24 protein-coding genes are annotated in these 25409 nt (G+C 68.5%); 12 read left to right on the forward strand and 12 right to left on the reverse strand.

Translation table 11 applies throughout. The annotated features are described in order from the left end of the window. The gene (dnaA, locus tag SD37_RS00005) at nucleotides 1-1620 is read right to left on the reverse strand and encodes a chromosomal replication initiator protein DnaA (protein WP_044849522.1); all 1620 of its coding nucleotides are present in this window, start codon (nucleotides 1618-1620) and stop codon (nucleotides 1-3) included. A 606-nt stretch (nucleotides 1621-2226) separates the two neighbouring features. On the opposite strand from dnaA, the gene rpmH reads away from it, so the two are divergent. The 9 genes from rpmH (at nucleotide 2227) to SD37_RS00050 (ending at nucleotide 8224) form a co-directional block, all read left to right on the forward strand. Next, entirely contained in the window at nucleotides 2227-2370 is a 144-nt protein-coding gene (rpmH, locus tag SD37_RS00010; RefSeq protein WP_005154511.1) for a 50S ribosomal protein L34, read from the forward strand. A 23-nt stretch (nucleotides 2371-2393) separates the two neighbouring features. Beyond that, nucleotides 2394-2804, forward strand: a complete 411-nt coding sequence (gene rnpA, locus SD37_RS00015) for a ribonuclease P protein component (RefSeq protein WP_044849521.1) — start codon at nucleotides 2394-2396, stop codon at nucleotides 2802-2804. Between the two features lie 4 nt (nucleotides 2805-2808). Next, complete coding sequence (gene yidD, locus SD37_RS00020) at nucleotides 2809-3114, forward strand: membrane protein insertion efficiency factor YidD (protein ID WP_044849520.1); 306 nt, start codon at nucleotides 2809-2811, stop codon at nucleotides 3112-3114. 4 nt (nucleotides 3115-3118) lie between these two features. Next, entirely contained in the window at nucleotides 3119-4219 is a 1101-nt protein-coding gene (gene yidC, locus SD37_RS00025) for a membrane protein insertase YidC (RefSeq protein WP_044849519.1), read from the forward strand. 30 nt (nucleotides 4220-4249) lie between these two features. Continuing rightward, entirely contained in the window at nucleotides 4250-4807 is a 558-nt protein-coding gene (locus SD37_RS00030; protein ID WP_037308680.1) for a Jag family protein, read from the forward strand. Between the two features lie 235 nt (nucleotides 4808-5042). After that, nucleotides 5043-5723, forward strand: coding sequence for a 16S rRNA (guanine(527)-N(7))-methyltransferase RsmG (gene rsmG, locus SD37_RS00035; RefSeq protein WP_044849518.1), 681 nt, complete (start codon nucleotides 5043-5045; stop codon nucleotides 5721-5723). A 64-nt stretch (nucleotides 5724-5787) separates the two neighbouring features. Then, nucleotides 5788-6717 (forward strand): ParA family protein, encoded by a 930-nt coding sequence (locus SD37_RS00040; RefSeq protein WP_037308673.1) that lies wholly within the window; start codon nucleotides 5788-5790, stop codon nucleotides 6715-6717. Then, nucleotides 6714-7730: a ParB/RepB/Spo0J family partition protein gene (locus SD37_RS00045; RefSeq protein WP_044849517.1), complete on the forward strand. Its 1017-nt coding sequence runs from the start codon at nucleotides 6714-6716 to the stop codon at nucleotides 7728-7730. Before SD37_RS00040 ends, SD37_RS00045 begins: the two co-directional genes overlap by 4 nt. Before the next feature lie 83 nt (nucleotides 7731-7813). Next, nucleotides 7814-8224 carry a hypothetical protein gene (locus tag SD37_RS00050; protein ID WP_236725248.1) on the forward strand — a complete coding sequence of 137 codons (411 nt, stop codon included), beginning with the start codon at nucleotides 7814-7816 and terminating at the stop codon, nucleotides 8222-8224. Between the two features lie 47 nt (nucleotides 8225-8271). On the opposite strand, the gene SD37_RS00055 is transcribed toward SD37_RS00050, so the two are convergent. Together SD37_RS00055 and SD37_RS00060 are read right to left on the reverse strand one after the other, a co-directional pair. Beyond that, entirely contained in the window at nucleotides 8272-9222 is a 951-nt protein-coding gene (locus SD37_RS00055) for a D-alanine--D-alanine ligase family protein (protein WP_044849515.1), read from the reverse strand. Nucleotides 9223-9256: 34 nt separating this feature from the next. Next, nucleotides 9257-10576, reverse strand: coding sequence for an aminotransferase-like domain-containing protein (locus SD37_RS00060; RefSeq protein WP_044849514.1), 1320 nt, complete (start codon nucleotides 10574-10576; stop codon nucleotides 9257-9259). A gap of 196 nt (nucleotides 10577-10772) precedes the next feature. On the opposite strand from SD37_RS00060, the gene SD37_RS00065 reads away from it, so the two are divergent. Beyond that, nucleotides 10773-11417: a GNAT family N-acetyltransferase gene (locus SD37_RS00065; protein ID WP_145926492.1), complete on the forward strand. Its 645-nt coding sequence runs from the start codon at nucleotides 10773-10775 to the stop codon at nucleotides 11415-11417. Nucleotides 11418-11837: 420 nt separating this feature from the next. Here SD37_RS00065 and SD37_RS00070 read toward each other — a convergent pair whose 3' ends face one another. The 9 genes from SD37_RS00070 to SD37_RS00115 all read right to left on the reverse strand — a co-directional run bounded on the left by SD37_RS00070 (nucleotide 11838) and on the right by SD37_RS00115 (nucleotide 23064). After that, on the reverse strand, nucleotides 11838-12986 hold the full coding sequence (locus SD37_RS00070) for an N-acetylmuramoyl-L-alanine amidase (RefSeq protein WP_037308657.1): 1149 nt from the start codon (nucleotides 12984-12986) through the stop codon (nucleotides 11838-11840). A 261-nt stretch (nucleotides 12987-13247) separates the two neighbouring features. After that, a complete protein-coding gene (gene trxA / locus SD37_RS00075) occupies nucleotides 13248-13571 on the reverse strand; it encodes a thioredoxin (protein WP_037308654.1) in 324 nt (107 codons plus the stop codon). Between the two features lie 38 nt (nucleotides 13572-13609). Continuing rightward, entirely contained in the window at nucleotides 13610-14605 is a 996-nt protein-coding gene (gene trxB, locus SD37_RS00080) for a thioredoxin-disulfide reductase (protein WP_044849512.1), read from the reverse strand. 172 nt (nucleotides 14606-14777) lie between these two features. After that, entirely contained in the window at nucleotides 14778-15563 is a 786-nt protein-coding gene (locus SD37_RS00085) for a hypothetical protein (RefSeq protein ID WP_044849511.1), read from the reverse strand. Further along, nucleotides 15560-16219: an RNA polymerase sigma factor SigM gene (gene sigM, locus SD37_RS00090; protein ID WP_037308644.1), complete on the reverse strand. Its 660-nt coding sequence runs from the start codon at nucleotides 16217-16219 to the stop codon at nucleotides 15560-15562. The genes SD37_RS00085 and sigM overlap by 4 nt, the downstream gene beginning before the upstream one ends. Before the next feature lie 31 nt (nucleotides 16220-16250). Further along, entirely contained in the window at nucleotides 16251-17813 is a 1563-nt protein-coding gene (locus SD37_RS00095; protein WP_083254843.1) for a protein kinase family protein, read from the reverse strand. 120 nt (nucleotides 17814-17933) lie between these two features. After that, complete coding sequence (gene murJ, locus SD37_RS00100; RefSeq protein ID WP_044849509.1) at nucleotides 17934-20057, reverse strand: murein biosynthesis integral membrane protein MurJ; 2124 nt, start codon at nucleotides 20055-20057, stop codon at nucleotides 17934-17936. Nucleotides 20058-20391: 334 nt separating this feature from the next. Further along, nucleotides 20392-22542 (reverse strand): DUF6049 family protein, encoded by a 2151-nt coding sequence (locus tag SD37_RS00110; RefSeq protein WP_044849507.1) that lies wholly within the window; start codon nucleotides 22540-22542, stop codon nucleotides 20392-20394. Beyond that, nucleotides 22543-23064: an NUDIX hydrolase gene (locus SD37_RS00115; protein WP_037308632.1), complete on the reverse strand. Its 522-nt coding sequence runs from the start codon at nucleotides 23062-23064 to the stop codon at nucleotides 22543-22545. 148 nt (nucleotides 23065-23212) lie between these two features. Between SD37_RS00115 and SD37_RS00120 the strand changes: the two genes are divergently transcribed. Both SD37_RS00120 and SD37_RS00125 read left to right on the forward strand, forming a co-directional pair. Beyond that, nucleotides 23213-24634 (forward strand): CCA tRNA nucleotidyltransferase, encoded by a 1422-nt coding sequence (locus SD37_RS00120; RefSeq protein WP_044849506.1) that lies wholly within the window; start codon nucleotides 23213-23215, stop codon nucleotides 24632-24634. Between the two features lie 11 nt (nucleotides 24635-24645). Continuing rightward, on the forward strand, nucleotides 24646-25398 hold the full coding sequence (locus SD37_RS00125) for a DUF4241 domain-containing protein (RefSeq protein WP_052674787.1): 753 nt from the start codon (nucleotides 24646-24648) through the stop codon (nucleotides 25396-25398). The last annotated feature ends 11 nt before the right edge of the window (nucleotides 25399-25409 follow it).

A 25409-nucleotide genomic window follows, 5' to 3' on the forward strand; every position in this document is an offset into this window, starting at 1 on the left:
TTACTGCCGGGCGCGCTGCTTGATCCGGGAGGTCAGCTCCTGGACCTGGTCGTAGATACGCCGTCGTTCGGCCATTTCCTTGCGGATCTTCTTGTCCGCGTGCATGACCGTCGTATGGTCGCGGCCGCCGAAGGTCTGCCCGATCTTCGGCAGCGACATGTCGGTCAGTTCGCGGCAGAGGTACATCGCGATCTGCCGCGCCGTCGCGAGCGCCTTCGTCTTGCCGGGGCCGCAGAGGTCGTCGAGCGTCACGTCGAAGAACTCGGAAGTGACGCCCATGATGGTCGGCGCGGTGATCTCCGGCGCGTGCGAGTCCGGGATGAGGTCCCGGAGCACGATCTCGGCGAGGGCGACGTCGACCGGTTGCTGGTTCAGCGAGGCGAAGGCGGTGACGCGGATGAGCGCGCCTTCGAGTTCCCGGATGTTCGCCTCGACCCGCGAAGCGATGAACTCCAGGACCTCGCCGGGTACCGCGAGCCTGTCCTGTGCCGCCTTCTTGCGAAGGATCGCGATACGCGTTTCGAGCTCGGGCGGCTGGATGTCGGTGATGAGACCCCACTCGAACCGCGTGCGCAGCCGGTCTTCCAGCGTTTCGAGGCGCTTCGGCGGGCGGTCGGAGGAGACGACGATCTGCTTGTTCGCGTTGTGGAGGGTGTTGAAGGTGTGGAAGAACTCTTCCTGCGTACCTTCTTTGCCTTCCAGGAACTGGATGTCGTCGACGAGCAGGATGTCGATGTCGCGGTAGCGGCGCTGGAAGGCGACCTTGCGGTCGTCGCGCAGCGAGTTGATGAAGTCGTTCGTGAACTCTTCGGTCGACACGTACCGCACGCGCATGCCGGGGAACAGCCGCTGGGCGTAGTGCCCGACGGCGTGCAGCAGGTGGGTCTTCCCGAGTCCGGACTCTCCCCAGATGAACAGCGGGTTGTACGCGCGCGCCGGTGCTTCGGCGACCGCGACGGCGGCGGCGTGCGCGAAGCGGTTCGACGCACCGATGACAAAGGTGTCGAAGGTGTACTTCTCGTTCAGCTTCGTCTTCGACGTCTGCGGCTGCGCCGGCGCGGTGTAGGGCTGCCCCGCGATCGGCTGACCGGAGAACGTCGGCCAGATCTCGGTCACGGCGGCGAGGGCCTCGCCCTCTTCGTCGACTTCTTCATCGCTGTCATCGCCATCGTTGAGGCTGTTGTCGACCGGCTGCTGCCTCGGCGGCCTCGGCTTCGGAGGCTCGGGCCGCGGGCGGTTCGGGGACAGCATGCCGTCACCGGCGGGCAGCGGAGGGGGACCCGGTACCGGCCCGTTGCCGTTTTCCACCCGGCCGGGTGACGGGTCATAACGGGGACCGGCCGCCGGAGGGGGCGTCTCGGTGCTGTCGACCTTCACCGCGAGGGAGACCACGCGGCCGAGCCGTCGCGAAAGGGCTTCGGTGATCGCGCCGCGGAGGGCGCGTTCGATCGCTTCCTTGGCGAAATCACTGGGGGCGGCGAGCAAGGCGGTGCCGTCGAGGAGGCCGATCGGCCGGGTCACCCGCATCCAGGCGCGCTGCTGCGGGGAGAGGGTGCCATCGGACAGTTCGCGCACGACCTGTTCCCAGATGACGCCAAGATTGTGCTGGTGATCGGACACCTGCCTGACTCCCCTCCCCTCATCGGTGCGTGCGGCGAGATCACTCAGCGAACGCCCGGAAACACTCCATCGAGCGTCATCGTGGCCCGATCAGCTCATGCGCACAGCAAATATCCACATAGTTGTCCACAGCTGTGCACTAATGTACGGCGGCCCGCGGCGACGTCACCTGCGGGGATCGACGTATGTCGGCGGGACGCCTCCACATCCCAAGGACACTCGGGCGCCTGCACCGTTCCACCTCGGCGAAAACCCGGGAGGGGCACGCTAACAAGCCCCGCTCGTTGCCACAAGGCATCCTCGCGCGCAAGCATTTCACGGTGTACGGCGTGTTGCCATTCGGTGCCTTCACGTCGTCGGCGATCACTCTCCACGTCCGGTCGCGGTCCGTGGTCGAGGGGGTGCTTGCCGGGCCCGGGCGGTGGGTGCGTACCCTCGTAAGGTCTCCCGTATACAGCGGGGGCGTTTCGCGTGCCCACGTTGTCGTCGCTCGACGTGACGAGGCCACACGTTGGTAGGAGACACCAGAGACTGCCGTGCGTCAGCACGACACGCCAGGAACGGGTCGAACCGTTCCCGGCGGCCGAGAAACAGGAGAAGTTAGTCGTGAGCAAGGGTAAGCGCACCTTCCAGCCGAACAACCGCCGACGCGCCCGGGTCCACGGGTTCCGGCTGCGGATGCGGACCCGCGCCGGCCGGGCGATCCTGGCGGCTCGCCGTCGCAAGGGCCGCGGCGCACTGTCCGCCTGATCCGGCCGCCGTCGAGGGACGTCGTGCTGCCGGCCGCCGCGCGTTTGCGGCGCAGTGAGGATTTCCGTGCCGTGATGCGGCGTGGGGCCAAGGCAGGCAGGCGCCGCCTCGTCGTCCATGCGTTGACCACGGACCCGCCCGATGCCGCCGAAGCGGCGCGGGCGGGTTTTGTGGTGAGCAAGGCCGTGGGCAACTCGGTGGTCCGCCACCGGGTCACCCGCCGGTTGAGGCATCTCGTTTCCGCCAGGATCGGAACACTGCCGCCGGGAAGCTCGTTGGTGATACGGGCACTACCTCCGGCCGCGGACGCGTCCAGCGCGGAACTCGGTTCGGACCTCGACGCGTCGTTGCGGCGCCTCGGGCTGTCCGGGCCTTCCGCCGTCCTCGGGAAGTCCCGTCAGACGCGACCACCCGACAACGGATCAGCGGTGTAACGGCATGCGAGCCACCGAGAACGAGACCACCGAAGACGCCCGGCCCGGCCCGGTGGCATGGGTGCTCCTCCTGCCCATCAAGCTGTACCGCAAGGCGATCTCTCCTTTCCTTCCTCCGGCGTGCCGGTTCTACCCGAGCTGTAGCGCGTACGCCGTCGAGGCACTGACCCGGCACGGCGCCGGCCGCGGCACCTATCTCGCGGTCCGGCGACTGCTGCGCTGCGGCCCGTGGACTCCGCCCGGCCGCGACCCGGTACCCGAGACGTTCTCGTGGCGCCGCCGCCGACCTGAAACACCGATCGAGGAGTAGCTCAGTGCTCGACTTCATCTACTACCCCGTGTCCTTCATCTTGTGGTGTTGGCACAAGGTCTTCGGGCTCGTGTTCGGTGAGGCGAACGCGCTGTCCTGGATCCTCGCGATCATCTTCTTGACGTTCACCGTCCGCGGCATCATGTTCAAGCCGTTCGTGAACCAGGTCCGGTCGATGAAGAAGATGCAGGACTTCGCGCCGGAGATGAAGAAGGTCCAGAAGAAGTACGCCAACGACCGGCAGCGCCAGGCGTTGGAGATGCAGAAGCTCCAGAAGGAGCACGGCGTCAACCCGCTCGGCAGCTGCCTGCCGATGCTGCTGCAGATCCCGGTCTTCATCGGTCTGAACCACGTGCTGCGGATGTTCACCATCAATCCGTACGGTGGCCCCAAGACCGAGAACTACTTCTTCGACCAGGCCGGCGTCGAGTCCTACGTCAACGCGAAGCTGTTCGGCACCAACCTGGGTGAAGCCATCTACACCGGTGTCGGCGTGGTCAGTGGCGGCAACACTCCTGCTGGTTTCCACTGGCACGTCGCCCCGGTCGCGATCCCGCTGATGATCGTCGCGAGCATCGCCACCCACCTCACCGCGCGGCACTCGGTCCAGCGTCAGAACCCCGAGTCGGCGACGCCGCAGACCGCGATGATGAACAAGCTGACGATGTACATCTTCCCGCTCGGTGTCCTCGTCTTCGGTGCGCTGTTCCCGCTCGGCCTGCTCTTCTACTGGTTGGCCAACAACGGCTGGACCCTGATGCAGCAGCGTCTCGTCTACACGAAGATCGACAAGGAAGAAGAGGCCCGCAAGGCGGCCGAGAAGGAGAAGCGCGCGAACCTCGGCCCGAAGCCCGGCCAGAAGCCGACAGCGCCGCGTCCCGGTCAGAAGCCGGTCCAGCAGAAGCGGAACAAGCCCGTCGCGGGTGGCGGTCAGGTCAAGAAGGCCGGCTCGCCCCATGGCTTCGCCCAGACCGCTCCCCCCGCGGAGAAGAAGGACAAGGACACGACAGCCGAGCCGTCGGCGAACGGCTCGAAGGAGAACGGCACCGACGTGCCCGGTCTCATCTCGGACTCGACTAAGAAATCGGGCCGGAAGCGTCGCTGACGCCGATCCGGGCTGGAGAGGAGACTAAGAATGGCGGACACGATCGACACGATCGACGCCGAGGAGAACAGCGCGGCCGACGTTGAGGACGCCGCCGAAGAGACCGGGCGCAAGGGAGGTGTCGACGACGACGTCCTCGTGAAGGAGGGCGACATCGCCGGCGACTACCTCGAGCGGCTGCTCGACCTTCTGGACTACGACGGCGACATCGACCTCGATGTCGAGGCGGGTCGGGCGATCGTCAGCATCGACGGTGGCGAGGATCTGGAGAAGCTCGTCGGCCCGCGCGGCACGGTGCTCGAAGCGCTGCAGGAGCTGACGCGGCTGGCGGTGCAGCAGGAGACCGGTTCGCGGAGCCGGCTGATGCTGGACATCGCGGGCTGGCGCGCGGACCGTCGCGAGGAGCTTCGCGAACTCGGTCGCTCGACCGCCGAGACCGTGGTCTCGTCCGGTGAGCGTGTCCGGCTGCAGCCGATGAGCCCGTTCGAGCGGAAGGTCGTGCACGACGCGGTCGCCGCAGTCGACGGGGTCAAGAGCGAGAGTGAAGGAGAGGACCCGAAGCGCCGGGTCGTCATCTTCCCCGCCTGACGGATTCTTTGCCCGAAGCGGCCCGCCGGTCATCCGGCGGGCCGCTTCCTTATGTATAGGGGTCGCTCCGCGAGTGTCGCTGGAGCGAATTACACGCGTGGCGTTTCACGTGAAACGCGTGAGTCGAGTGGAGTTGTCCACAACTTCGGTCTGGCTCCCCGTTTTGCGGTCGGCGTCATGGACAATCGGTTGGAGCGCGTTTCACGTGAAACGGCGTCGAGGTGGAGGAGCGAGAGTGGGCTTGGACGGGGTCGCCGCATCGGTACGGACCGCGGCGTCGGAGGTGTTCGGAGACCGCGTCGAGCAAGCCGTCGGCTACGTCGAACTTCTGGAGCGCCACGGCGTCGAGCGTGGACTCATCGGCCCCCGTGAGGTCGACCGGCTCTGGGAACGGCACGTCCTGAACTCCGCCGTGATCGGCGAGCGGATCCCCGACGGCGCCCGCGTGGTCGACGTTGGATCGGGCGCGGGGCTTCCGGGTGTACCGCTCGCGATCAGCCGACCGGACCTCGATATCGTTCTGCTCGAACCGATGGCCCGCCGGGTCGACTGGCTGGCCGAGGTTGCCGAGAAGCTGGAACTCCCCATCACCGTTGTCCGCGGGCGCGCGGAGGAGCGGCAGGTGCGCGAGGAACTCGGTGGCGCGGATGTCGTCACCGCCCGGGCGGTCGCCCCCTTGGCCCGGCTCGCCGGCTGGTGCCTTCCGCTCGTGCGTGCCCAAGGTGCTCTGGTCGCCCTCAAAGGAGCGAGCGCTGGAGAGGAAATCGAACGTGATCGCGTCGCCGTCCGGAAGGCCGGCGGTGGCGAGCCAGAGGTCTTCGAGTGCGGCGCGAAGGTACTTGAGGTCCCCAGCACGGTCGTCGTGATCCACCGTCTGCCTCCGAAACCGTCTCGGCCGCGCGGCAGGCGCAGCTAGTCCGGTTCCACGTGAAACAACGCAGAACGACTCCCACGTCCACTACAGAGGAGGTCCGAGACCGGTGACTCCCCCACCGTCCGACCCTGCGACCGCCGGCCATGAACTCGGCTGGACGCCCATCGCCGAGGAAGCCGTCCGAGCCGCCAGCGTGCTGCACCCCAAGGAAGGCGCCCTCCCGCGCCCGAGCCGTCGGCGCGTGCTGACGGTCGCCAACCAGAAGGGCGGCGTCGGCAAGACGACGAGCACGGTGAACCTCGCCGCCGCCCTGGCCGTCCACGGGCTCAAGACGCTCGTGATCGACCTCGACCCGCAGGGCAACGCGAGTACCGCACTCGACATCGACCACCGTTCCGGCACGCCGTCGATCTACGAGGTGCTGATCGGTGAGGTGTCGCTCGCCGAAGCGGCGGCGCAGAGCGAGCAGTCGTCGAACCTCTACTGCGTGCCCGCGACCATCGATCTCGCCGGTGCCGAGATCGAACTCGTCTCCATGGCGTCCCGCGAGATGCGGCTCAAGGAGGCGCTCTCGTCCGAGATCCTCGACGAGATCGGCGTCGACTACGTCTTCATCGACTGCCCGCCGTCGCTCGGCCTGCTGACCGTCAACGCGATGGTCGCCGCGCAGGAGGTCTTGATCCCGATCCAGTGCGAGTACTACGCACTCGAAGGTCTGGGGCAGCTGCTGAGCAACATCGAGCTCGTCCAGAAGCACCTGAACCGCGAACTCAGCGTCTCGACGATTCTGCTCACCATGTACGACGGCCGGACGAAGCTGGCCGATCAGGTGACCAACGAGGTCCGGAACCACTTCGGGGACACTGTCCTCAAGACGGTGATCCCGCGCAGTGTGAAGGTCTCCGAGGCGCCCGGATACGGGCAGACGGTCCTCGCTTACGACCCGGGTTCGCGGGGCGCGATGAGCTACGTGGACGCCGCGAAGGAGATCGCCCAACGTGGGGCGGAGATGAAGGAAAGGAGCGGTACGGCATGAGCGAGCGCAGAGGGGGGCTCGGGCGCGGGCTCGCCGCCCTGATCCCCACCGGCCCGCCACCGGGTGCCGCGGCCCCGGCCGAGAACGGCTCGGCGGCGGTCCCCGCTCCTCCGTCCGGCCCGTCGGGACCGGATGACAAGGGCTGGTTCGCGGCCAACGGCGCGGCCGGTTCGCACGGCGGCGCGGTGGCCGGAGCGGTCTACCGCGAGGTGCCGGTCAGCCAGATCAAGCCGAACCCGAAGCAGCCGCGGCAGGTCTTCGACGAGGACGCGCTCAACGAGCTGGAGCACTCGATCCGCGAGTTCGGGCTCATGCAGCCCATCGTGGTCCGGGAGCTCGGGCCTGACGAGTACGAACTCGTCATGGGCGAGCGGCGGCTGCGCGCGTCTCAGCTGGCGGAGCTGGAGGCGATCCCGGCGATCGTCCGCCAGACCGCCGACGAGGCGATGCTGCGCGACGCGCTACTCGAGAACATCCATCGCGTTCAGCTCAACCCGCTCGAAGAGGCGGCCGCGTATCAGCAGCTGCTCGACGAATTCGCGGTCACCCATGAGGAGCTGGCCGGCCGGATCGGGCGCAGTCGCCCGGTCATCACGAACACGATCCGCTTGCTCAAACTCCCCCTCGCGGTCCAGCGGCGCGTCGCCGCCGGGGTGCTTTCGGCGGGGCACGCGCGGGCGCTGCTCTCTCTTGAGGACGCGGAAAGTCAGGAAGAGCTGGCCGCGCGGATCGTCGCGGAGGGCATGTCGGTCCGGGCGACCGAGGAAGCCGTCACGCTCAAAAAGAGCGAGAAGCCGGCCAAGCCGAAGCCCGCTCCACGCAAGCCGATCCAGGCACCCGGTCTCCAGGAACTGGCGAACCGGCTTTCGGACCGGTTCGACACCCGCGTGAAGGTCGACCTCGGCCGCCGGAAGGGCCGGATCACCCTCGAGTTCGGGTCGGTGGACGATCTTGAACGCATCGTCGCGCTCATGGATCAAAATCAGGCAAATCAGACACCGAAAACCGATTAGGGATCACCCCGGGTCGTTTTGTCACGGTGACGATTGCGGATCGCTGATCAAACAGTCACGCTGAGTGTTTGGGAATGTTTCCCGTGAAACGGATCGATGAGCAGGTGGCGAGCGAGCTTCCCTTCGTTCGCTTTCAGAGCCCAACCCGCGACAAGCGAGGAAACTTCACCGGTGTCTTCGGTCTCGTCAACGGGCTCGCCCGAGCCGGTCGCCTCACCGTCGAACAGGAAGCCTTCCGGCGGAGAAACAACGATTGGTACGACGCGAACTTCATCAACCCGGCACACAGTAATCCGAGCGTTTACGACGTGACGGTGAACCCCGGCGCCGCGGCGTGGTTCAAGGCGACGGCCCGTGTCTTCATCGAGCGGGTCGACGGCTACCTCGCGGTCCTGAAGGCGCATGGGGTTCCGTGCGAGACAGTCTGGTCGGCCGATCCGGGAGTGATCGTCTACGAGGACGAGCATCAGGTCGTCGTCGTGGCCGGGCAATGAAAAAGGGACTCGCCCGCGCCGGGCAAGTCCCCTTCGTCGAGTCCGGGTCAGCTCTTGCGGGCGATCGCCCGTCCGACAAGCCCGGCGAAGACCGAGCCGAGGGTGGCACCGGCCGCCTCGATCGCCACTGGGACGATCGACGTCTCGGTGAGACCCGGCGACGGGTTCACCGCGAGGAAGTGGACCGTGCCGTCCGCGGTGATCACGGCGTCGGTGCGTGAGATGTCGCGAAGACCGAGTTGCCGGTGCACGGCGACGGCGAGTTCGCCGACCGCCTTGGCGGCGTCGTCGGGGATGCGCGCGGGAGTGAAGAAATCGGTCAGGCCGGCGGTGTAGCGGGCGGTGTAGTCGTACACGCCGCTCTCCGGCACGATCTCGACCGCGGGCAGGGCCTCGGGTCCCTCTTCGCCTTCGATGACCGTCACGGCCACCTCGACGCCGGAAACGAACTTCTCGGCGAGGACGGTGTCACCGTAGGCGAAGCAGCCGACCATCGCGCCGGGCATTTCCGCGGGGTCCTTCACGACCTGGGCGCCCAGCGCCGATCCCCCTTGGTCGGGCTTCAGGATCATGGGCAGGCCCAGCGTGTCGACCATCGAGTCCAGCACGGCCTGCGCGCCGAGTTCGCGGAAGGTGCTGTGCGGCAGCACCACCCAGTCCGGCGTGGTGAAACCGGCGTCGGCGACGAGCGCCTTGGCCGTCGGCTTGTCCCACGCGCGACGGCAACCCCGCGAACTGGTGCCGACGTAAGGCACGTCGAGCATCTCCAGCACCGTCTGCACCGCGCCGTTCTCCCCTTCACCACCGTGAAGGGCGACGATGGCCGCGTCGGGCCGCTGGGTGCGAAGACGTTCGAGCAGACCCGCGTCGGTGTCCCACTCCTCGACGACGAGACCTTCCGCCCGCAACGCGACCGAGAGCCGGCGTCCGGAGCGGAGAGAGACGTCGCGTTCGTGGGAAAGTCCGCCTGCGAGTACGGCAACGGTGCGGTCGACCACCGAGACTCCTTCGTGCTTGGGGACGTCCGGTCGATCAGACCGTGTCCGGAGAGGGGTTTTGCGGCCCCGAGATCGAGCGTGGGCTCGCGTTACCGAAGGTACGCGCCAGGTCCATTTCGGACTCGAGCACCGCGGCGAGCCGCCGGACGCCTTCGCGGATCCGCTCGGGCGTCGGGTAGCAGTAGGAAAGACGAAGCTGTCTGCTGCCGAACCCGTCGGCGTAGAACCCGGTTCCGGACGCGTAGGCGACCCGGGCCGTGACGGCTCGCGGGAGCATCGCCTTCGTGTCGACGCCTTCGGGGACGGTCATCCAGACGTAGAAACCGCCGTCGGGTTTGGTCCAGCTGCACCCGGTGGGCATGTGCTGTTCGAGCGCGGACAGGATCGCGTCCCGCCGTTCCCGGTAGTTCTCGCGGAAGGTCTTGATCTGACCCATCCAGTCATGAGTCGAGAGGTATCGCGACACGATCAACTGGTTAAGCGTCGGCGGACAAAGTGTCGCGGACTCGGCCGCGAGCACGAGTTTCTCCCGGACGGCGTGCGGTGCGAGCACCCAGCCGACCCGCAGACCGGAGGCGAAGGTCTTGGAAAAAGAACCGAGGTAGACGACATTGTCGGGGTCGATCGAGCGGAGCGCCGGATACGTCTGACCGCTGAAGCCGAGCAGACCGTACGGGTTGTCCTCGACGATGAGGATGTCGTTCTCGCGGCAGATCTCCACGATCTCCGCGCGCCGCTCGACGGCCAGCGTGACGCCGCCGGGGTTGTGGAAGTTGGGGATCGTGTAGAGGAATTTGACGCGGCGGCCGGCCTTCTTGGTCTCCGCGAGCGCGGCGCGCAGCCCCTCGGGGACCAGGCCGTGGTCGTCCATCGCGACGTGGACGACGTCCGCCTGGTACGCGGCGAAAGAGCCGAGCGCGCCGACGTAGGACGGTCCCTCGGCGATGATGACGTCTCCCGGATCGCAGAACAGCCGGGTGACCATGTCGAGCCCCATCTGGGAGCCGACCGTCACCACGACGTCGTCCGGGTGGGCCTTGATGCCTTCGAGGGCCATGATTTCGCAGATCTGCTCGCGCAGCGCGGGGACGCCGTGCGCGGAGCCGTACTGAAGCGCGACCAGGCCTTCTTCGGTGATGAGCTCGCCGACCTGCGCGGACAGCGTGTCCAACGGGAGCGCGGCGAGGTTCGGCATCCCGCCGGCGAGCGATACCACTTCGGGGCGACTGGCCACCGCGAACAAAGCCCTGATCTCGGAAGCAGTCATCCCGGCCGTACGCGCGGCGTAGCGGTCGAGATGAGGGTCGAGGTTGTGGCGGCCGGGCTCCGGCCGGACAGGGCGATTCTCGGTCATCAGGCGCTTCACCCGTGCTTCGAAGTGGACATAGTCGCTACCGACTGGTAGTTCCATCGAGTGTAACCACCCTCCCTTGTGGGGCCCTGGCCTTCCGGTGTTCATCACATCGGCCTATCCTCGGTCAGGACCCCTTCGGCGAGCCCTGCTCGGGACAGGGCTGAGTCGGGTGTTGTCGTTTCAGGGAGGTTTGCCGGTGTCGCGTCGCGTCGTGGGCGTAACCCTGGACAACCTCGAACATCTGCCCAAGAGCTGCCGCCGCTGCGTGTACTGGGAGCTGGCGCCGCATTTGAAGGCGCAGGCCGAGGAATACGGCGCGACAGAGGTCGAAAAGGAAGCCTGGGTCTCCAGCGTGCTGCTGGAATGGGGCTCCTGCGGCCGGATCGTCTACAGCGACACCCTGCCCGTCGGCTTCGTGCTCTACGCGCCGCCGAACGCCGTGCCGCGCTCGCTGGCCTTCCCGACCTCACCGCCCGGACCGGACGCGGTGCTGCTGACCGCCTTCCAGATCCTCCCCGAATTCCAGGGCGGCGGGCTCGGCCGGATGCTGGTGCAGGCCGTCGCGAAGGATCTGACCAAACGCGGTGTCCGCGCGATCGAAGCCTTCGGTGACGCCAAGCCCGAAGAGACCGATCCGGACGGTGGGCACAGCTGCGTGCTGCCCGCCGCGTTCCTGCAGAGCGTCGGCTTCAAGACCGTGCGGCCTCATCCGCGCTGGCCGCGGCTGCGGCTGGAACTGCGGTCGGCGATCTCGTGGAAGGAAGACGTGGAGGCGGCCCTCGAACGGCTGCTCGGCCAGGTCTCCATCACGACCGCCGAACCGAGTCTCGGTCGCGCCTGAACTTTCAGACGGACTGCGGGCTGGGGTTCAGCCACGCACGACCCGGGCGTCCACTCCTTCGGAACCCCAGGATGAAACGGGCGCAATGAAAGGACCTTTCCTTGCAAATTTCGCAAGGAAAGGTCCTTTCATTGCGGCCTGCCGGAGGTCGCCCTACCAGACTCCGCAGGTACGCGCAGCGGCCATCCCCCGCCCTGGGGACAGCTGTGGGTAACCCGCCGAGTTATCCACAGATCGCTGATAGGAGCGGTGGAAAATCTGTGGATGGGTAGGCTGGACCTGGGGACGCCCCCCGGGAAGGGCGGGGGCTGCGCGCCGGTGGATCTAGGGGTGGCGTGAGGGCGGGAGGCGGCACACAACCGGTTGTGCCGAGGGGGTCGGCAGAGGCGTGTGCGCCCGCGTGCGGGTGTGGAGGACTGGCTACTCCGCTTTGGCGAGTTCGTGGGCCAGGACGTCCGCGAAGGTGAACGTGCCGGTCGGCTGGTCCCCTTCGCCGAGGAGGTACAGGCGCTTCACGGCGACCAGGATGCCTTCGGCGACGACGTCGCGGAAAGCCGGGTCGGCGAGTTTGGCGCTGTCTTCCGGGTTGGTCAGGTAGCCGATCTCGATCCGCACCGCGGGGCAGCGGGTGCGGGTGAAGATCTCCCAGGTCTTGTAGTGCGTGCGGCAGTCGAGCATGCCGGTCCGGGCGGCCAGCTCACGCTGGATGAAGCCCGCCAGCAGCTCACCGACGGTCGACGTGGTGCCGTTGCCGGTGCCGAAGTGGAAGCTCGCGACCCCCTGCGCCTTGGGCGAGGGGTTCCTGTCGTTGTGCAGCGAAAGGAACAGGTCGGCGCCCGCCTCGTTGGCGAACTTCGCGCGCTCACCCTCGCTGGGGCTCTGGTTCGGGCCGCGCGAGATCAGCGCCTCCATACCCGTGGCCTTCATCCGGCCTTCGAGCCGTCGCGCCAGGTCCCAGGCGATATCCGCTTCACGCAGGCCGCCGGCGACGACGCCGAGGTCTTCCCCGCCGTGGCCCGGGTCGATCACGATGCGCTTGCCGCGCAGCCGGGGGCCGGCCTGACGCACCTGCTCCTGCTCGCGCAGGAAGACCGGGCGGCCGCCGCGGGCGCGCGGCGACGAGAGCCGGTGCAGTTCACGGATGGTGGCCGGACCGCAGATGCCGTCGGCGACCAGGCGCATGTCGCGCTGGAAGGTCTTGAGCGCGCGTTCGGTCTGCGCGCCGAAGTGCCCGTCCGGACGGCCGGCGTCGAAGCCGAGTTCGGTCAGCCGCTCCTGGAGGGCGAAGACGTCGTCGCCGTGCACCGGGGCCGCGAACATGTAGGCCAGCGGCCTGCTGCCGAGGTGGAAGCTGGCGCCACGGAGCGCTTGATAGGTCGCCGGGCCCACCAGGCCGTCGGTGATCAGCCCACGACGCTGCTGGAACGCCCGGACGGCGTGTTCCATGGCCGTGTCGAAGAGCTCGTACTCCCCGGATTCGGTCACCGGCGGGAGCAGCTCCATCGCCGCAAGCGTGGACCTGATCTCGGCGACGTCCGGCCCGGCGTCACCGCGGCGGAGTACCCGCATGCACTCCTCGCTCTTCCCTTGGGGCACCGAATCGAGCTCGATGCGCGACGTGAAAACTCTGCGGGGCGAACCCCGGTGCTCTATTGTGCCCTGTGAACTCTCGGTGAGCGCGGAGGCCCGGTCGGTGCGTCAAGTCCCCGTTCGTGAAACCCGTCCGGGCGGCATGATCACGTTCCCGTGACGACCTGAAGTACCCGCCCCGGAGAACGACGAAACCCGGAGCCTGGGCAGGCCCCGGGTTTCGCCAGGTGAAACGCGAGATCAGAGGACGTCGGCGAGGTCCGACAGCAGCGCGGCCTTCGGCTTGGCGCCGACGATCTGCTTCACCGGCTTGCCGCCCTGGAACAGGATCAGCGTCGGGATCGACATCACCTGGTAGTCACGCGCAGTGTTCGGGTTGGCGTCGATGTCGAGCTTCGCGATGGTCAGCTTTTCGCCGTTCTCCGCCGCGATCTCCTCGAGCACCGGGGCGACCATCTTGCACGGACCGCACCAGGTCGCCCAGAAGTCGACCAGGACGGGCTTCTCGCTCGTCAGGACGTCGTCGACGAACGTTTTGTCGGTCACCGTCACGGTGTTGGTCATGGTGTCTCCTCCTGGGTGGTGAACGGGTGCTGGGAAAGTCAGTTGGCGGTGGCGCCGTAGCCGCCGCCGACCAGCTCGGGGGTCTCCTGCGCGGCCTCGACACCGGCGTGTTCCGCCAGCCATCGTTCCGCGTCGATCGCGGCGGCGCAGCCCGAACCCGCGGCGGTGATCGCCTGCCGGTAGGTGCGGTCGACCAGGTCGCCCGCCGCGAAGACACCGGGCAGGTTCGTGTACGAGGTCCGGCCCTTGGTGAGCACGTAGCCGTCCTCGTCGAGGTCCACCTGGCCGCGCACCAGTTCGCTGCGCGGGTCGTGGCCGATCGCGACGAAGAATCCGGTCACGTCCAGCTTCGACTCCTCGCCGGTCACCGTGTCCTTGAGCTTCAGGCCTTCGACCTTGCCCTCACCCTCGACCGCGGTGATCTGCTTGTTGAGCGCCCACTTGATCTTCTCGTTCTCGCGGGCACGCTCCAGCATGATCTTGGAGGCGCGGAACTCTTCGCGGCGGTGGACGATCGTGACGGACTTGGCGAACTTCGTCAGGAAGGTCGCCTCCTCCATCGCGGAGTCGCCGCCGCCGGCGACCACGATGTCGTGGTCGCGGAAGAAGAAGCCGTCGCAGGTGGCACAGGCCGACACACCGCGGCCGAGCAGTTCCTGCTCACCCGGCACGTTCAGGTAGCGGGCCGCGGCGCCCATCGAGAGCACGACCGCGCGGGCCGCGTAGCGCTTGCCGTTCGCGAAGACGTACTTGACGTCTCCGGTCAGCTCGACGGACTCGACGTCCTCCTGGCGCAGGTCCGCGCCGAAACGCTTCGCCTGCTCGCGCATTTCTTCCATGAGGTCGGGACCCTGGATGCCTTCGCGGAAGCCGGGAAAGTTCTCGACCTCCGTCGTCGTCATCAACGCACCGCCGAACTGAGTGCCCTCGAACACCAACGGTTCGAGCTGCGCTCGTGCCGCGTAGACAGCGGCGGTGTATCCCGCAGGACCCGACCCAATGACGATCAGGTTCCTGATCTCCTCGGCAGCCACCCGTGACCTCCGCTCGTAGTGACCTGTTCACCAGGCTCAACACGATCGTAGGGGCCGGTGTTCCCGGGGTGACCGGCGCTACTTCTCCTGCCTTGCGACGGCGTTAGCAAAGGTCCCCGCTCCCCGGCGGACGTCCGGAGGGAGCAGGGGACCTTTGCTATCGCTTGAACCGCTACTTCTGTCCGATGATCTTGTCGAAGAGGATCGCCGGGTTGCCCGGGCCGCAGTCGGCGCCGAACGCGACGATGCGGAACTGGGCGAGTTTGCCTGTGGTGTAGATCACCATCACGCCGTCCTTGCCCGCGACGTTCACCGGCCGGATGCCTTCCGGGCGCACGTCGGGGTCCAGTCCGGCGGCCGCGACACAGGCGTCGAGCCGTTCCTCTGTCTTCAGCGAGCCGAAGTCACGGACGCCGATCGCCTTGCCGACGAGGGCTTCGGCGCCGCCGCCGTCTCCGCCGACCGAAGGGCCGGTGGGGGCGGGCGGTGGCTGCGCGACGCCGCCCGGCGTCGTCTGCTGCGAGGTGGGGACGACGATCGCGACGGCGGCGATGGCCGCCGCGGCCACGGTCGCTATCCCGGCGCCCCAGCCGATCCGCTTGTTCCGCCGCCGCCGTGCGGCCGCGAGGTCCACCACCGGGGCGACCTGCGCCTGCTGCCCTTGAGGTGGGCCTTGAAACGCAGGCGACGACCGCATCTCGGCGGCCAGCGCCGCGTCGAGCCGGGCCGCGTACTCCGCGGGCATGGGTGCGACCGGCTCGTTCGCGAGATTCGCGAGGTCGGCCGTGGTCGCTTCAAGTGCTTCGATGATCGCCAGTGCTTCGGGGTCGGCGTTCACCAACGGCCACAGCTCGGCCGCCTCTCGCTCGTCCAGCACACCTGCGTGCAGGTCGGCGAGCACATCGACAGACCACGGCGGACCGACGGTCCCACCGATCCCCCTGCTCTCGTCTGTCATCGTCCCTCCCCGTCACCCGGCGTGCCCTGAGGACGCCTGGCACCCCGTTGCGGGGTAGCGCGCTCTCGTTTGCTTTCGTGAGTTGGGACGTTCGCAATCGCATCGGGGTTCCGCAGATGTCCGAGAACCTTCGCGAGCTTTCCGCGGCCTCGGGCGCATCTGCTCTTGACCGTGCCCTCGGCGATCCCGAGCATCTTCGCCGTCTCAGCGACGGAGTATCCCTCGACGTCGACCAACACGATCGGGGCACGTTGCTCTTCGGGAAGCTGGTCGAGGGCTTCCTTGACCACGAGGCTGGTCTCGCGCTCAGACATCGAGTCACGCGGCGACGCGGGCTCGTTGAACTGCCCCGTCTCGGGCAGCGGAACGGTCGGCCTGGCCTTTCCCCGCCGGATACGGTCGAGGCAGGCGTTCACGACGATGCGGTGCAACCACGTCGTGACCTGCGATTCGGCTCGGAAATTGCCCGCTGCGCGGAACGCGGAGATGAACGCGTCCTGCAGGGCGTCCGCGGCTTCTTCCGGATCCCGCACGGTGCGCAGGGCCACCGCCCACATGCGGTCTCGATGTCGCTGGACCAGTTCACTGAACGCATGCGGATCACCGGCGGCATGCGCCGCTATGAGATCCGCGTCCGTGGGAGCTGCAGCTGTCACCCGGGAGAGCCTACTGACCCGGTGTCCGAGGTCACCCCGCAGGCAGGAAGGTCAGGTCTTTGACCTCGGTGATGAACTTGCCGTCCTCATTTTCACCCAGCTGAGTGATCCAGATGATGAAGTACTGCCCCTGCTTCGGCTGCTGCAGCGCGATGGTCGATTCACCCGCCGCCAGTTCCCCCGTCGCGACGACGGTGGTCTCGTCGAGCTTCGGGTTCTTCTTGTCGGCGGAGCGGATCTCGACCTTCGAGCCGGGGCTGCCCGCGTTGATCTTGACCTGGCTGAGGTTGACCGGGTCCTTGAAGGTCACGATCAGCCCGACGCCGTCCTTGAGCACCGGGAACTGCTTGTCGTACTCGTCGGTCTTCCACGCCGTGCCCGGGTCACCGTCGGTCGTGTTCTTGGCGCGACCGGGGCTGTCGCCCTTGCTGCCCGGGTTGAACACGGCGACCGCGGAAGGCTTCACCGCGGCACCCACGCCGGGAGCCGCAGGCGGCGGTTGCTGAGCGGGCGGAGGCTGCTCGCCAGACGGAGGGGCGACCTGTGAGGAAGACGCGGCGACGTTGATCTTCGGGCCGCTGGACTTCGATTCGCCCTGGAACAGGTTGATCAGCATCATCCCGCCCCAGGCCAGGATGACCACGGTCGCGACGACCAGCACGGTCACGCCGAAGGCGAGCTTCTTGCGCCGCGCGACGTCCTTGACCGGCTTCTTCGTCGTCCAGACCGTGCCGTCCGCCTCGGCGACCGCTTCCTCCTCGCCGACGGCCTTGATCAGCTGGGTGCGTTCCTCGGCCTCGGCGACCTGGTCCAGCACGCGCAGGATGGCCGCGCTGGTCCGGATGCCGCCGTGTCCGCCGTCCTCGATGGTGCGGACGGCGAGCGAGGACAGCTCGACGGGCACGGTCGGCACGAGCGACCGCGGCGGGATGATCCGGCCGGTCGGCGCTTGCGGCGCCGCCGGGATCGCGGCGGGACCGCCGGGCAAGGCCCAGCGGCCGGTCAGCAGCAGGTACAGGACGGCGCCGAGCGCCTTGACGTCGTCACGAAGGGTCGCTTCGGGCAGCGGGCCGGGGAAGGCGAGCTTCAGCGCGCCGTCCGGGGTGAGCCGCAGCCGCTGCGGATGATCGAGGCCGAGGACGAGACCGTTCTGGTGGGCGTGGTCGACGGCTTCCGCCAGCGCCTGCACCATCCGGGCCGCCGCGGCGGGCGCCACCGGACGCTGCGCCACCAGATCGACCAGGTCGCTGCCCTTGGTCCATTCCGCCACGACGACACCGAGCAGGCCTTCGCTCGAGGTGACGCCGCTGCCGAGACTGAGTACGTCGAGGACGCGCGCGACCCCGCCGTGGCCGAACTTCGAGGCGTGCGCGGCGCGCTCCAGCGTCCGGCGCGCGAGCCTCGCGGCTTCCGCGTCCGCCGGGTCGCCGACCAGCAGCGTCAGCGCGACATCCCGCTTCAGCTGCCCATCGCGGGCACGCCAAAGATGCGCGGCGGCTCGTTCGTCCACCCCGAACTGTGCGAGCAGGCGATACCGGCCGTCACCGACGACCCGGCCAGGGGCCAGCGACCCGCCTTGGGCCCGGATGCCCACCTGGCTCGCCTCCCCTGCCTGTTCGCTCCGTCTCGTATCCACCGCACTCTCCCGCGTAGCTCCCTGTTCGAGAGTACCCAGAATACGACGCGTGAACGCGCGCCATCCGTGCGTGAATCGTTATCCGCGCTTGATCAACCGGGTGATCCTGTCCGTGGCGGGCTTCAATTCCTCGACCTTGAGGGCCATGAGCACGCCGAACGAGACCGCGATCCCGACCACCGTCTGCAGGACAAGTTTCACCCAGGCATGGAAAGTAGGCCCGAACGAGTCAGGCACGACCTGCCCGGCGAGCCAGGCCGCGCCGACTCCGAGCACGCTCGCGACGACCGTGAAGAGGATCACCCCGAGAACCCGCTTGCTCCGGAGGTTTCCGAGGGTCACCCACAGCCAAACCTGGCCGAGGATCGCGCCGACGACGAAGGTGAGGCCGTTGACCATCATCACGCCGAGCACGATGTTGTCCTTCGACAGCAGCACGGGGCACAGGTAGAGCAGCGGCACCTTGACCACGGTCATCACGATCATGATCAGCACCGGCGTCCGCGCGTCCTTCATCGCGTAGAACACCCGCATCTGCAGCATGACCAGCGCGTACGGCAGCAGCGCGAACGCGGAGATGGCCAGCGCCTCGCCCATCCGGGACGCGTCCTCGACCCTGCCCTTGCCCAAGGTGAACAGCGCGATGCCGACCGAGCCGCCGACGATGGTCATCACCGCGGAGATCGGCAGGAGCGTCACCGTCGAGATGCGTGACGCGTAGGAGAGGTCGCCGATCAGCTTCTTGTGGTCGCCGTCGGCCGCCGCGCGGCTCATCCTCGGCATGATCGCGGTCAGCAGCGAGACCCCGATGACGCCGTACGGCAGCTGGAAGAGCAGCCACGCGTTGCTGTACGCGGTCACCCCGCCTTGCGAACCGCTGGTCAGGACGCGGGTCGTGATCGTGTAGCCGATCTGGCTGACGGCGACGTAGCCGACGGTCCACAGCGCGAGCCCGCCGAACTCCTTCATCCGCTTGTCGATGCCCCAGCGCCACTTGAACTTGAACCCGGACCGCAGCAGCGGCGGGATCAGCAGCACCGACTGCGCCACGATGCCCGCGGTCACGCCGAGGCCCAGCGTCAGCAGTTTCGGGTCGGTGATCGACACCGGATCGGTGGAGATGTTCCCCGGCATGATCCACACCACGAGGATCGTGAAGATGACGACCAGGTTGTTGATCACCGGCGCCCACGCCGTCGGGCCGAAGACGTGTTTCGCGTTCAGCACCGCCGAGAGCAGCGCGAACACGCCGTAGAAGAAGATCTGCGGCAGCAGCAGGTAGGCGAACGCGGTGACCAGCGCGGGATTGGCCTCACCGTTGTCGTCGACGTAGAGCCTGGTGATCAGTGGCGCCGCGAACACCGCGATCGTCGTCCCGACGACGAGCAGCGTGCCCGCCACCGTGACCAGCCGCTGGGTGTAGGCCTCGCCGCCGTCCTTGTCGTCCTGCGACCGCACGAGCAGCGGGACCACGAGGCTGGACAGCACGCCACCCATCAGCAGCTCGAAGATGATGTTCGGCATCGTGTTGGCGACGTTGAACGAGTCGTTCTCGACCTGGGCGCCGATGGCCGCGACCAGCAGCAGCTTCCACGCGAAGCCGGTGATGCGGCTGATCAGCGAGGCGATCGCCATCCGGCCGCTGGACTTCGCCAGCGACGGCGCCTTCGGCGGCGCGGCGACGTCCTGCTCGCCGGTCTCCCCCGGCCGCGGTTTGACCAGCGGCGCGTCCTTGATCGCCGGCATGACCTGCGTGGCGAGCTGGTCGTACGGGCGGAGGACGTCGGGGTCGGCGACCGGCCAGCGCGACCCCATCGGGACACCGGGGGTGCGCGGGATGAACCGCGTCGCGTCGGGTTCGTCGCGCCGGTCCACCTGCCACGGGCGGACCGGTGGCGGCTGACGGCGGCCGCGATGAGGCGGTGGCGGCGTCTGGTTGAGCGCCTGCGGCGCCGTCGGCGGACGGCGCGGGGGCGTGCCGGGCGGCGGAACCGGAGGGGACGGCTGCGGCAGCGGTGCCCCCTGCGACGGCGGAACCTGCTGACGGCGGGTCGGCGGAGGCGGCGTCGACTGGGCAGGCGGCGTGCCGGGCGGCGGCACCTTCCGCGGCGGTGCGGGATTCTGGGGCGGCTTCTGCGGTGGCCTCAGCCGCCGTGTCTCGTCGTCGGGACGGCCGACGACGCGGGGGCGGCGCCCGTCCACCGGTTGCGGCGGAGGAGGGGGCACGGAGGGCGGCGGTACCGCCCGTCGCGGCCGCTCGGCGCGCTCGGGCGGGAGCTGCTGCGGAGGCGGTTGACGGCGCTCTCCACGTTCAGGGCGCTCAGGGCGTCCCGAACGCTCCGGACGGCGTACTGGGCCTTCGGTGCGGCGAGGCGGGGCCTCAGGAGGGTGCGGAGTACCTTCGCGCCGGGGACGGCCTGCACGCTCGGGCGGTACACCCGGCTCTCGTTCCAACGTGCGCCCAATCCTCGGTGCTCGACTCGTGATGCCCGGCGGCATCGTTCGACCCAGGGTAATCGGGAACGGCCGGAAACACTTAAACCTGTGCGTCCTCGGTCACACGTGGGGTGGTTTCCTCCGCCCGATGGGCGCGCGAATCCTTGATCCTCCGGTAGATCCGGCGGGACGAGAGCAGCAGCAACGCACCGGCCGCGGTCAGCGTGATGATGATGGTGATCGCGCCGTACTCCGTCGAGGTCAGCTCGAACCGCGCGTCGGAGCCGAGCCTGGTGCCGTCGGGGGTGGTCAGGGCCACGTCGACGCTGAACCGGCCCGCGCGCAGCGCCTCGACCGGCATGAGCTGGTTGGCGGCGCCGTTGGCGACGATCGTCAGCTCCTGGACGTCGCCCGTCGGCCGCAGTCCCACGTTGTTCTTCAGCGCGATACGGGCCTTGACGGTCACCGGCAGGCTGTTGGTGATGAACACCGGCAGTGGCGACGCGCCGGAGGCCAGCGCGATCGTCTGCTTCGGCCGTTCCACGGTCACCTGGCTGCGGATCGCCTCCAGGTCGCCGCGGGCGTTGCCGGTGACCACCCCGGCGTCCGCGCCGTTCCACGACGTCGAGGCGGCCCGGATGAGGGCGAGCCGGACCGGGGCGATCACGTCGGCCGGATTCACTCGTTTGGTCGTATCCATCGTCATCGCCGACGACAGGCCCAGCGTCTCGTTGTCGAGCTGGGACATCCTGGCGGTGACGTCACCACTGGTCGCGGCCGTCAGATCCTTCGGTTCGTAGTTGACCGAGGCGGTCCCGGACGGACTTTCGCCGAGCAGATCGGGCAGGGGCGTCGCCTTGACCAGGCCGGCGGCGTAGAAGTCGCCCATCCGCTCCAGGAACGTGGTGAGTTCGGCGCCGGTCAGGTCCCAGTGCCGCGGCGGCGCGATCAGCAACCGCGAGCGCTCCTGGCCCGCGGCCTGCCCGCCGAGCCCGGCCCGGAACGCGATCGCGCCGAGCCCGTTCTGGGTGGTGCCCGACCCGTTCAGCGCGGACGCGGTCAGCGCGTCGATCGGCTGCGCGCGCAGGTTCGTTCCCTCGATCGAGACCCCACCCGAAAGCGGGGCATCGGACTGGAGCTTGCCCGAATCGGTCAGCAAGGTCTTGACGCCCGCCTTGCCGATCGCTTCGACGGTCTGCGAGTCGAGGGCGCCGCCGGGCCAGAGCACGCCGTCCTGCGGCTGGATGCCGAGCAGGTTCTTGATCGTCGCCGCGCCGCCGAGCGCGCTGGCGAGAAGCGCGGTGTCGGTGGCGTCACCGGCGCGGACCTTCGTCAGCGCGGTGAGGTCGGCGTCGGCGAACGGGAGGGTGACCACGCACCGGCCCGCGACCAGCGCCTTCAGCTGGCCGAGCCAGTTCTTCGCGGCGTCGACGCCCTTGCCGGGGACGGGCCCGCCGCCGGTGGCGACCTGGTAGCCGCGGGTCATCCCGTCCACGGTCGCGACCAGATCGGGGTCGATCGCCAGGCACAGCGACGACGAGACCTTCGTGTCGGCCTCGGCCGCCCGCGCCGCCGCGACCAGCGAGTCCAGCCTCCCGCCGGGGCTCAGTTCCCCGGCCAGCCGTTCGTCCGCCAGCGTCAGCGGGCCGCCGAGCGGGGACGAGACGACGTGCACCGTGCTGTTCGCGATCGGCCAGAGCAGGCTCGTCGACGGCGGGGACGGCGGACGCGTCGCGGGTGCCTTGCCGGGGACGCCGAGCACCGGCATCAGCAGGCTGACCGCCGCGAGCCGTTCCGGGCCGCCGAAGTCGGGCGTGCCGTTGACGTTGACCAGCAGCGGATACACCCCGGCGCGCGGGAACTGCAGCTTGGCGGTCTGGCCGAGCGGGACGGTCAGGTTCAGCCCGGCGCTCTGGCCCGGCTCCAGGGTGTCCGGCTCGAGGTCGACGAAATCCGTGGCCGAGAGGTCCTTGAACTTGCCGCCGGCGAGTACGTCGCCGATCTGCTGCTCGGTCTGCAGCCGGGTGCCCAGCTGGAGCCGGACCCCCAGCTTGCTGATCCGGCGGTCGCCGATGTTGGTGACGCGGCCGGTGACGGCGAGCGACGTCGAGGTCGAGGTGACCACGCGGGGGTTCAGCTGGTCGAGGTCCACGCGCAGCCGGGGCTGTTCCTGCCCTTGCGCGACCGCGCCGAACAACGCGGGCAGGGCGAGGAACAGGATCGACAGGACAGTGGCGGCAAGCCGCTTCACTCAGGTGCTCCCTCGGCGGTCTGGGCGTTGCTGCGCGAAGAGTTCTTTGGCCTTCCGGACCAGCTTGCGCTCGTCGGAGTAGGCGAGGGTGGTCTCCAGGTCGGCGAGCGGCACCCAGGCGACCTCGGTCACCTCGACATCCTCGTCCGAAAGTTCGCCGCCGGTGGATTCCAGGATGAAATGGTGCACTGTCTTGTGCACGCGGCGTCGCTCGGCCACGAACCAGTAGTCGATGGTGCCGAGGGGTTCGAGGACCTGCGCGGAGATGCCGGTCTCCTCTTTGACCTCGCGGACCGCCGTCTCCTCCACCGTCTCACCGTCCTCGATGTGGCCCTTCGGCAGCGACCACAGCAGTCTGCCGTGCCTGTCGAGCCGCCCGATCAGCGCGGCGTTGGCCCGTTCGGCGTCGACGACGAGGCCGCCGGCGGAGGTTTCGTCGACCGTGGTCAGCCGCCTGCCCCGCCTGCGCCTCCGCCGGCGGCCCGGCTTCGAAGCGCCGGAGCGGCCGGCTGATCCAGACATGCTGCGATGCTAGAGCAAACGGCGGTACGGGTACGCTGGCTCACCGTGCCCGTGTTGGGCCGGCTCGTAGTAAGTACATCCAAATCGTGGTGGGATTGTCGTGAACAAGGTGGTCGCCGGGCAGGCGATTGCGGGGAAGAGCACTGCGATGCAGAACGCCGTGACAGAGCTGATGCGCATCTCCCCGCTGGCGGACGAACTCGCGAAGCTCTTCGCCAAGGCGGGTTACGGCCTGTACCTGGTCGGCGGGAGTGTCCGCGACATGATGCTCGGCAGGCTGTCGAGCGACCTCGACTTCACCACCGACGCGCGCCCGGACCAGGTGCTCAAGATCGTCAGCGCCTGGGGGGACGCGGTCTGGGACGTCGGTATCGCGTTCGGCACGGTCGGCGTGACCAAACAGGGCATGACCCTGGAGATCACCACGTTCCGCGCCGACAGCTACGACCGCGTCGGCCGCAATCCCGAGGTCACCTTCGGCGACAGCATCGAGGGAGATCTCCTCCGCCGCGACTTCACGGTCAACGCGATGGCGATCGACCTGGCGAACCAGACCTTCGTCGACCCGCACGACGGGCTCCAGGCGCTCCAGGACCGGGTGCTCGACACGCCCGCGACCCCGCAGGAGTCCTTCGCCGACGACCCGCTGCGCATGCTCCGGGCCGCGCGGTTCTCCGCGCAGCTCGGGTTCACCGCGGCGCCCCGCGTGGTCGACGCGATGACCTCGATGGCCGACGAGATCGACCGGATCACCGCCGAGCGCGTCCAGGCCGAGTTGTCGAAGCTGCTGCTCGCCGGCGACCCGCGCCCCGGGATCGAGCTGCTGGTCGAGACCGGCCTCGCCGACCGCGTGCTGCCCGAGGTGTCCGGGATGCGGCTCGCGATCGACGAGCACCACCAGCACAAGGACGTCTACCAGCACTCGCTCACCGTGCTCGAGCAGGCGATCGACCTGGAGACCTCGCACGAACCGACGTCGGAGCCGGATCTGATCCTGCGGCTCGCGGCGCTCCTGCACGACATCGGCAAGCCCGCGACGCGCGAGTTCCAGCCCGGCGGCGGCGTGAGCTTCCACCACCACGAGGTCGTCGGCGCGAAGATGGCCCGCAAGCGTTTGCGTGCCCTGAAGTTCTCCAAGGAGATCGTCCAGGACGTCAGCCAGCTCGTGTTCCTGCACCTGCGGTTCCACGGGTACGGCAAGGGCGAGTGGACGGATTCGGCGGTGCGGCGTTACGTCACCGACGCCGGTGACCTGCTGCCCCGGCTGCACAAACTGGTGCGCGCCGACTGCACCACGCGCAACCGGAAGAAGGCCGCGGCGCTGCAGGCGACCTACGACGATCTCGAGCGGCGGATCGAGGCGATCCAGGCGCAGGAGGACCTCGACCGGGTCCGGCCGGATCTCAACGGCGAGGAGATCATGCGGATCCTCGGCCTCAAGCCGGGGCCGGACGTCGGCAAGGCGTGGAAGCACCTGAAGGAGCTGCGGCTCGACCGCGGTCCGCTGGAGCACGACGACGCCGTGGCCGAGTTGAAGAAGTGGGCCGCCGACAACGGCATCGGCGGCTAACGTTCTGGCCCATGGGGGCAACGGCGAAGATCGCCATCGGGCTGGTGGTCGCCGCGGTCGTGGCGGTCTGCGCCGGGATCGGACTGTGGCATCGGGACGGTGCCGTCGCGCAGGTCGACGCGCCGGAGAACCCTGTCCGGCGCGACGGGTTCGACGAGCTCTTCCGGGACGGCCGCCAGGTCAGGGTCACGGCCGGAACCCGGACGGAAGCCGTGGTCGAAGTCGTCGGACTCGGCGACCTCGGCCTGCCGAGCGGACGTCTGACTGCGGGCGACCCGACGTACGGCAGCAGCCCTTCCCTGCTCAGGCCGTTCTTGGTGACCGTCCCTCCCGGCGCGTACCCGGTCTCGGTGGCGAAGGTGAGGATGACGACGGAGTCGGGCGAGGTGTTCCGCCGGGTGGCCGCCGCGAAGATCCAGCTGCGGTCCGAACCGGTCGTCCGCTGGGAACTCGCCTTGGCCGAGGGCGACGCGCCGAAGCCGGGCGAGGTTCTCGGCTACGGGGTCGACTCCGGGACAGGCTCGTTCCTCGACGCGACCGCGGTCCCCGCACTGCCGCGCCTTGTCGGGGAGAGCGGTGAGGGGCCGCTGATGAAGCTGTTCGACGGCGACCCGGTCGGCGGCGCGTACCTGCTCGAAGACGGCGGCGCTTCCGTCGCGGCGTTCACCTCCGGTTGGGGTGACGGGGGCTATCCGACCTGGATCGGCTACACGGAAAAAGGGGAAGTCGCCCGGTTCGTGACGGATTTCCACGTCGTCAGCTGAGATAAACCCCG

It is taken from the genome of Amycolatopsis orientalis, assembly GCF_000943515.2.
Classification (GTDB): Bacteria; Actinomycetota; Actinomycetes; order Mycobacteriales; family Pseudonocardiaceae; genus Amycolatopsis; species Amycolatopsis orientalis.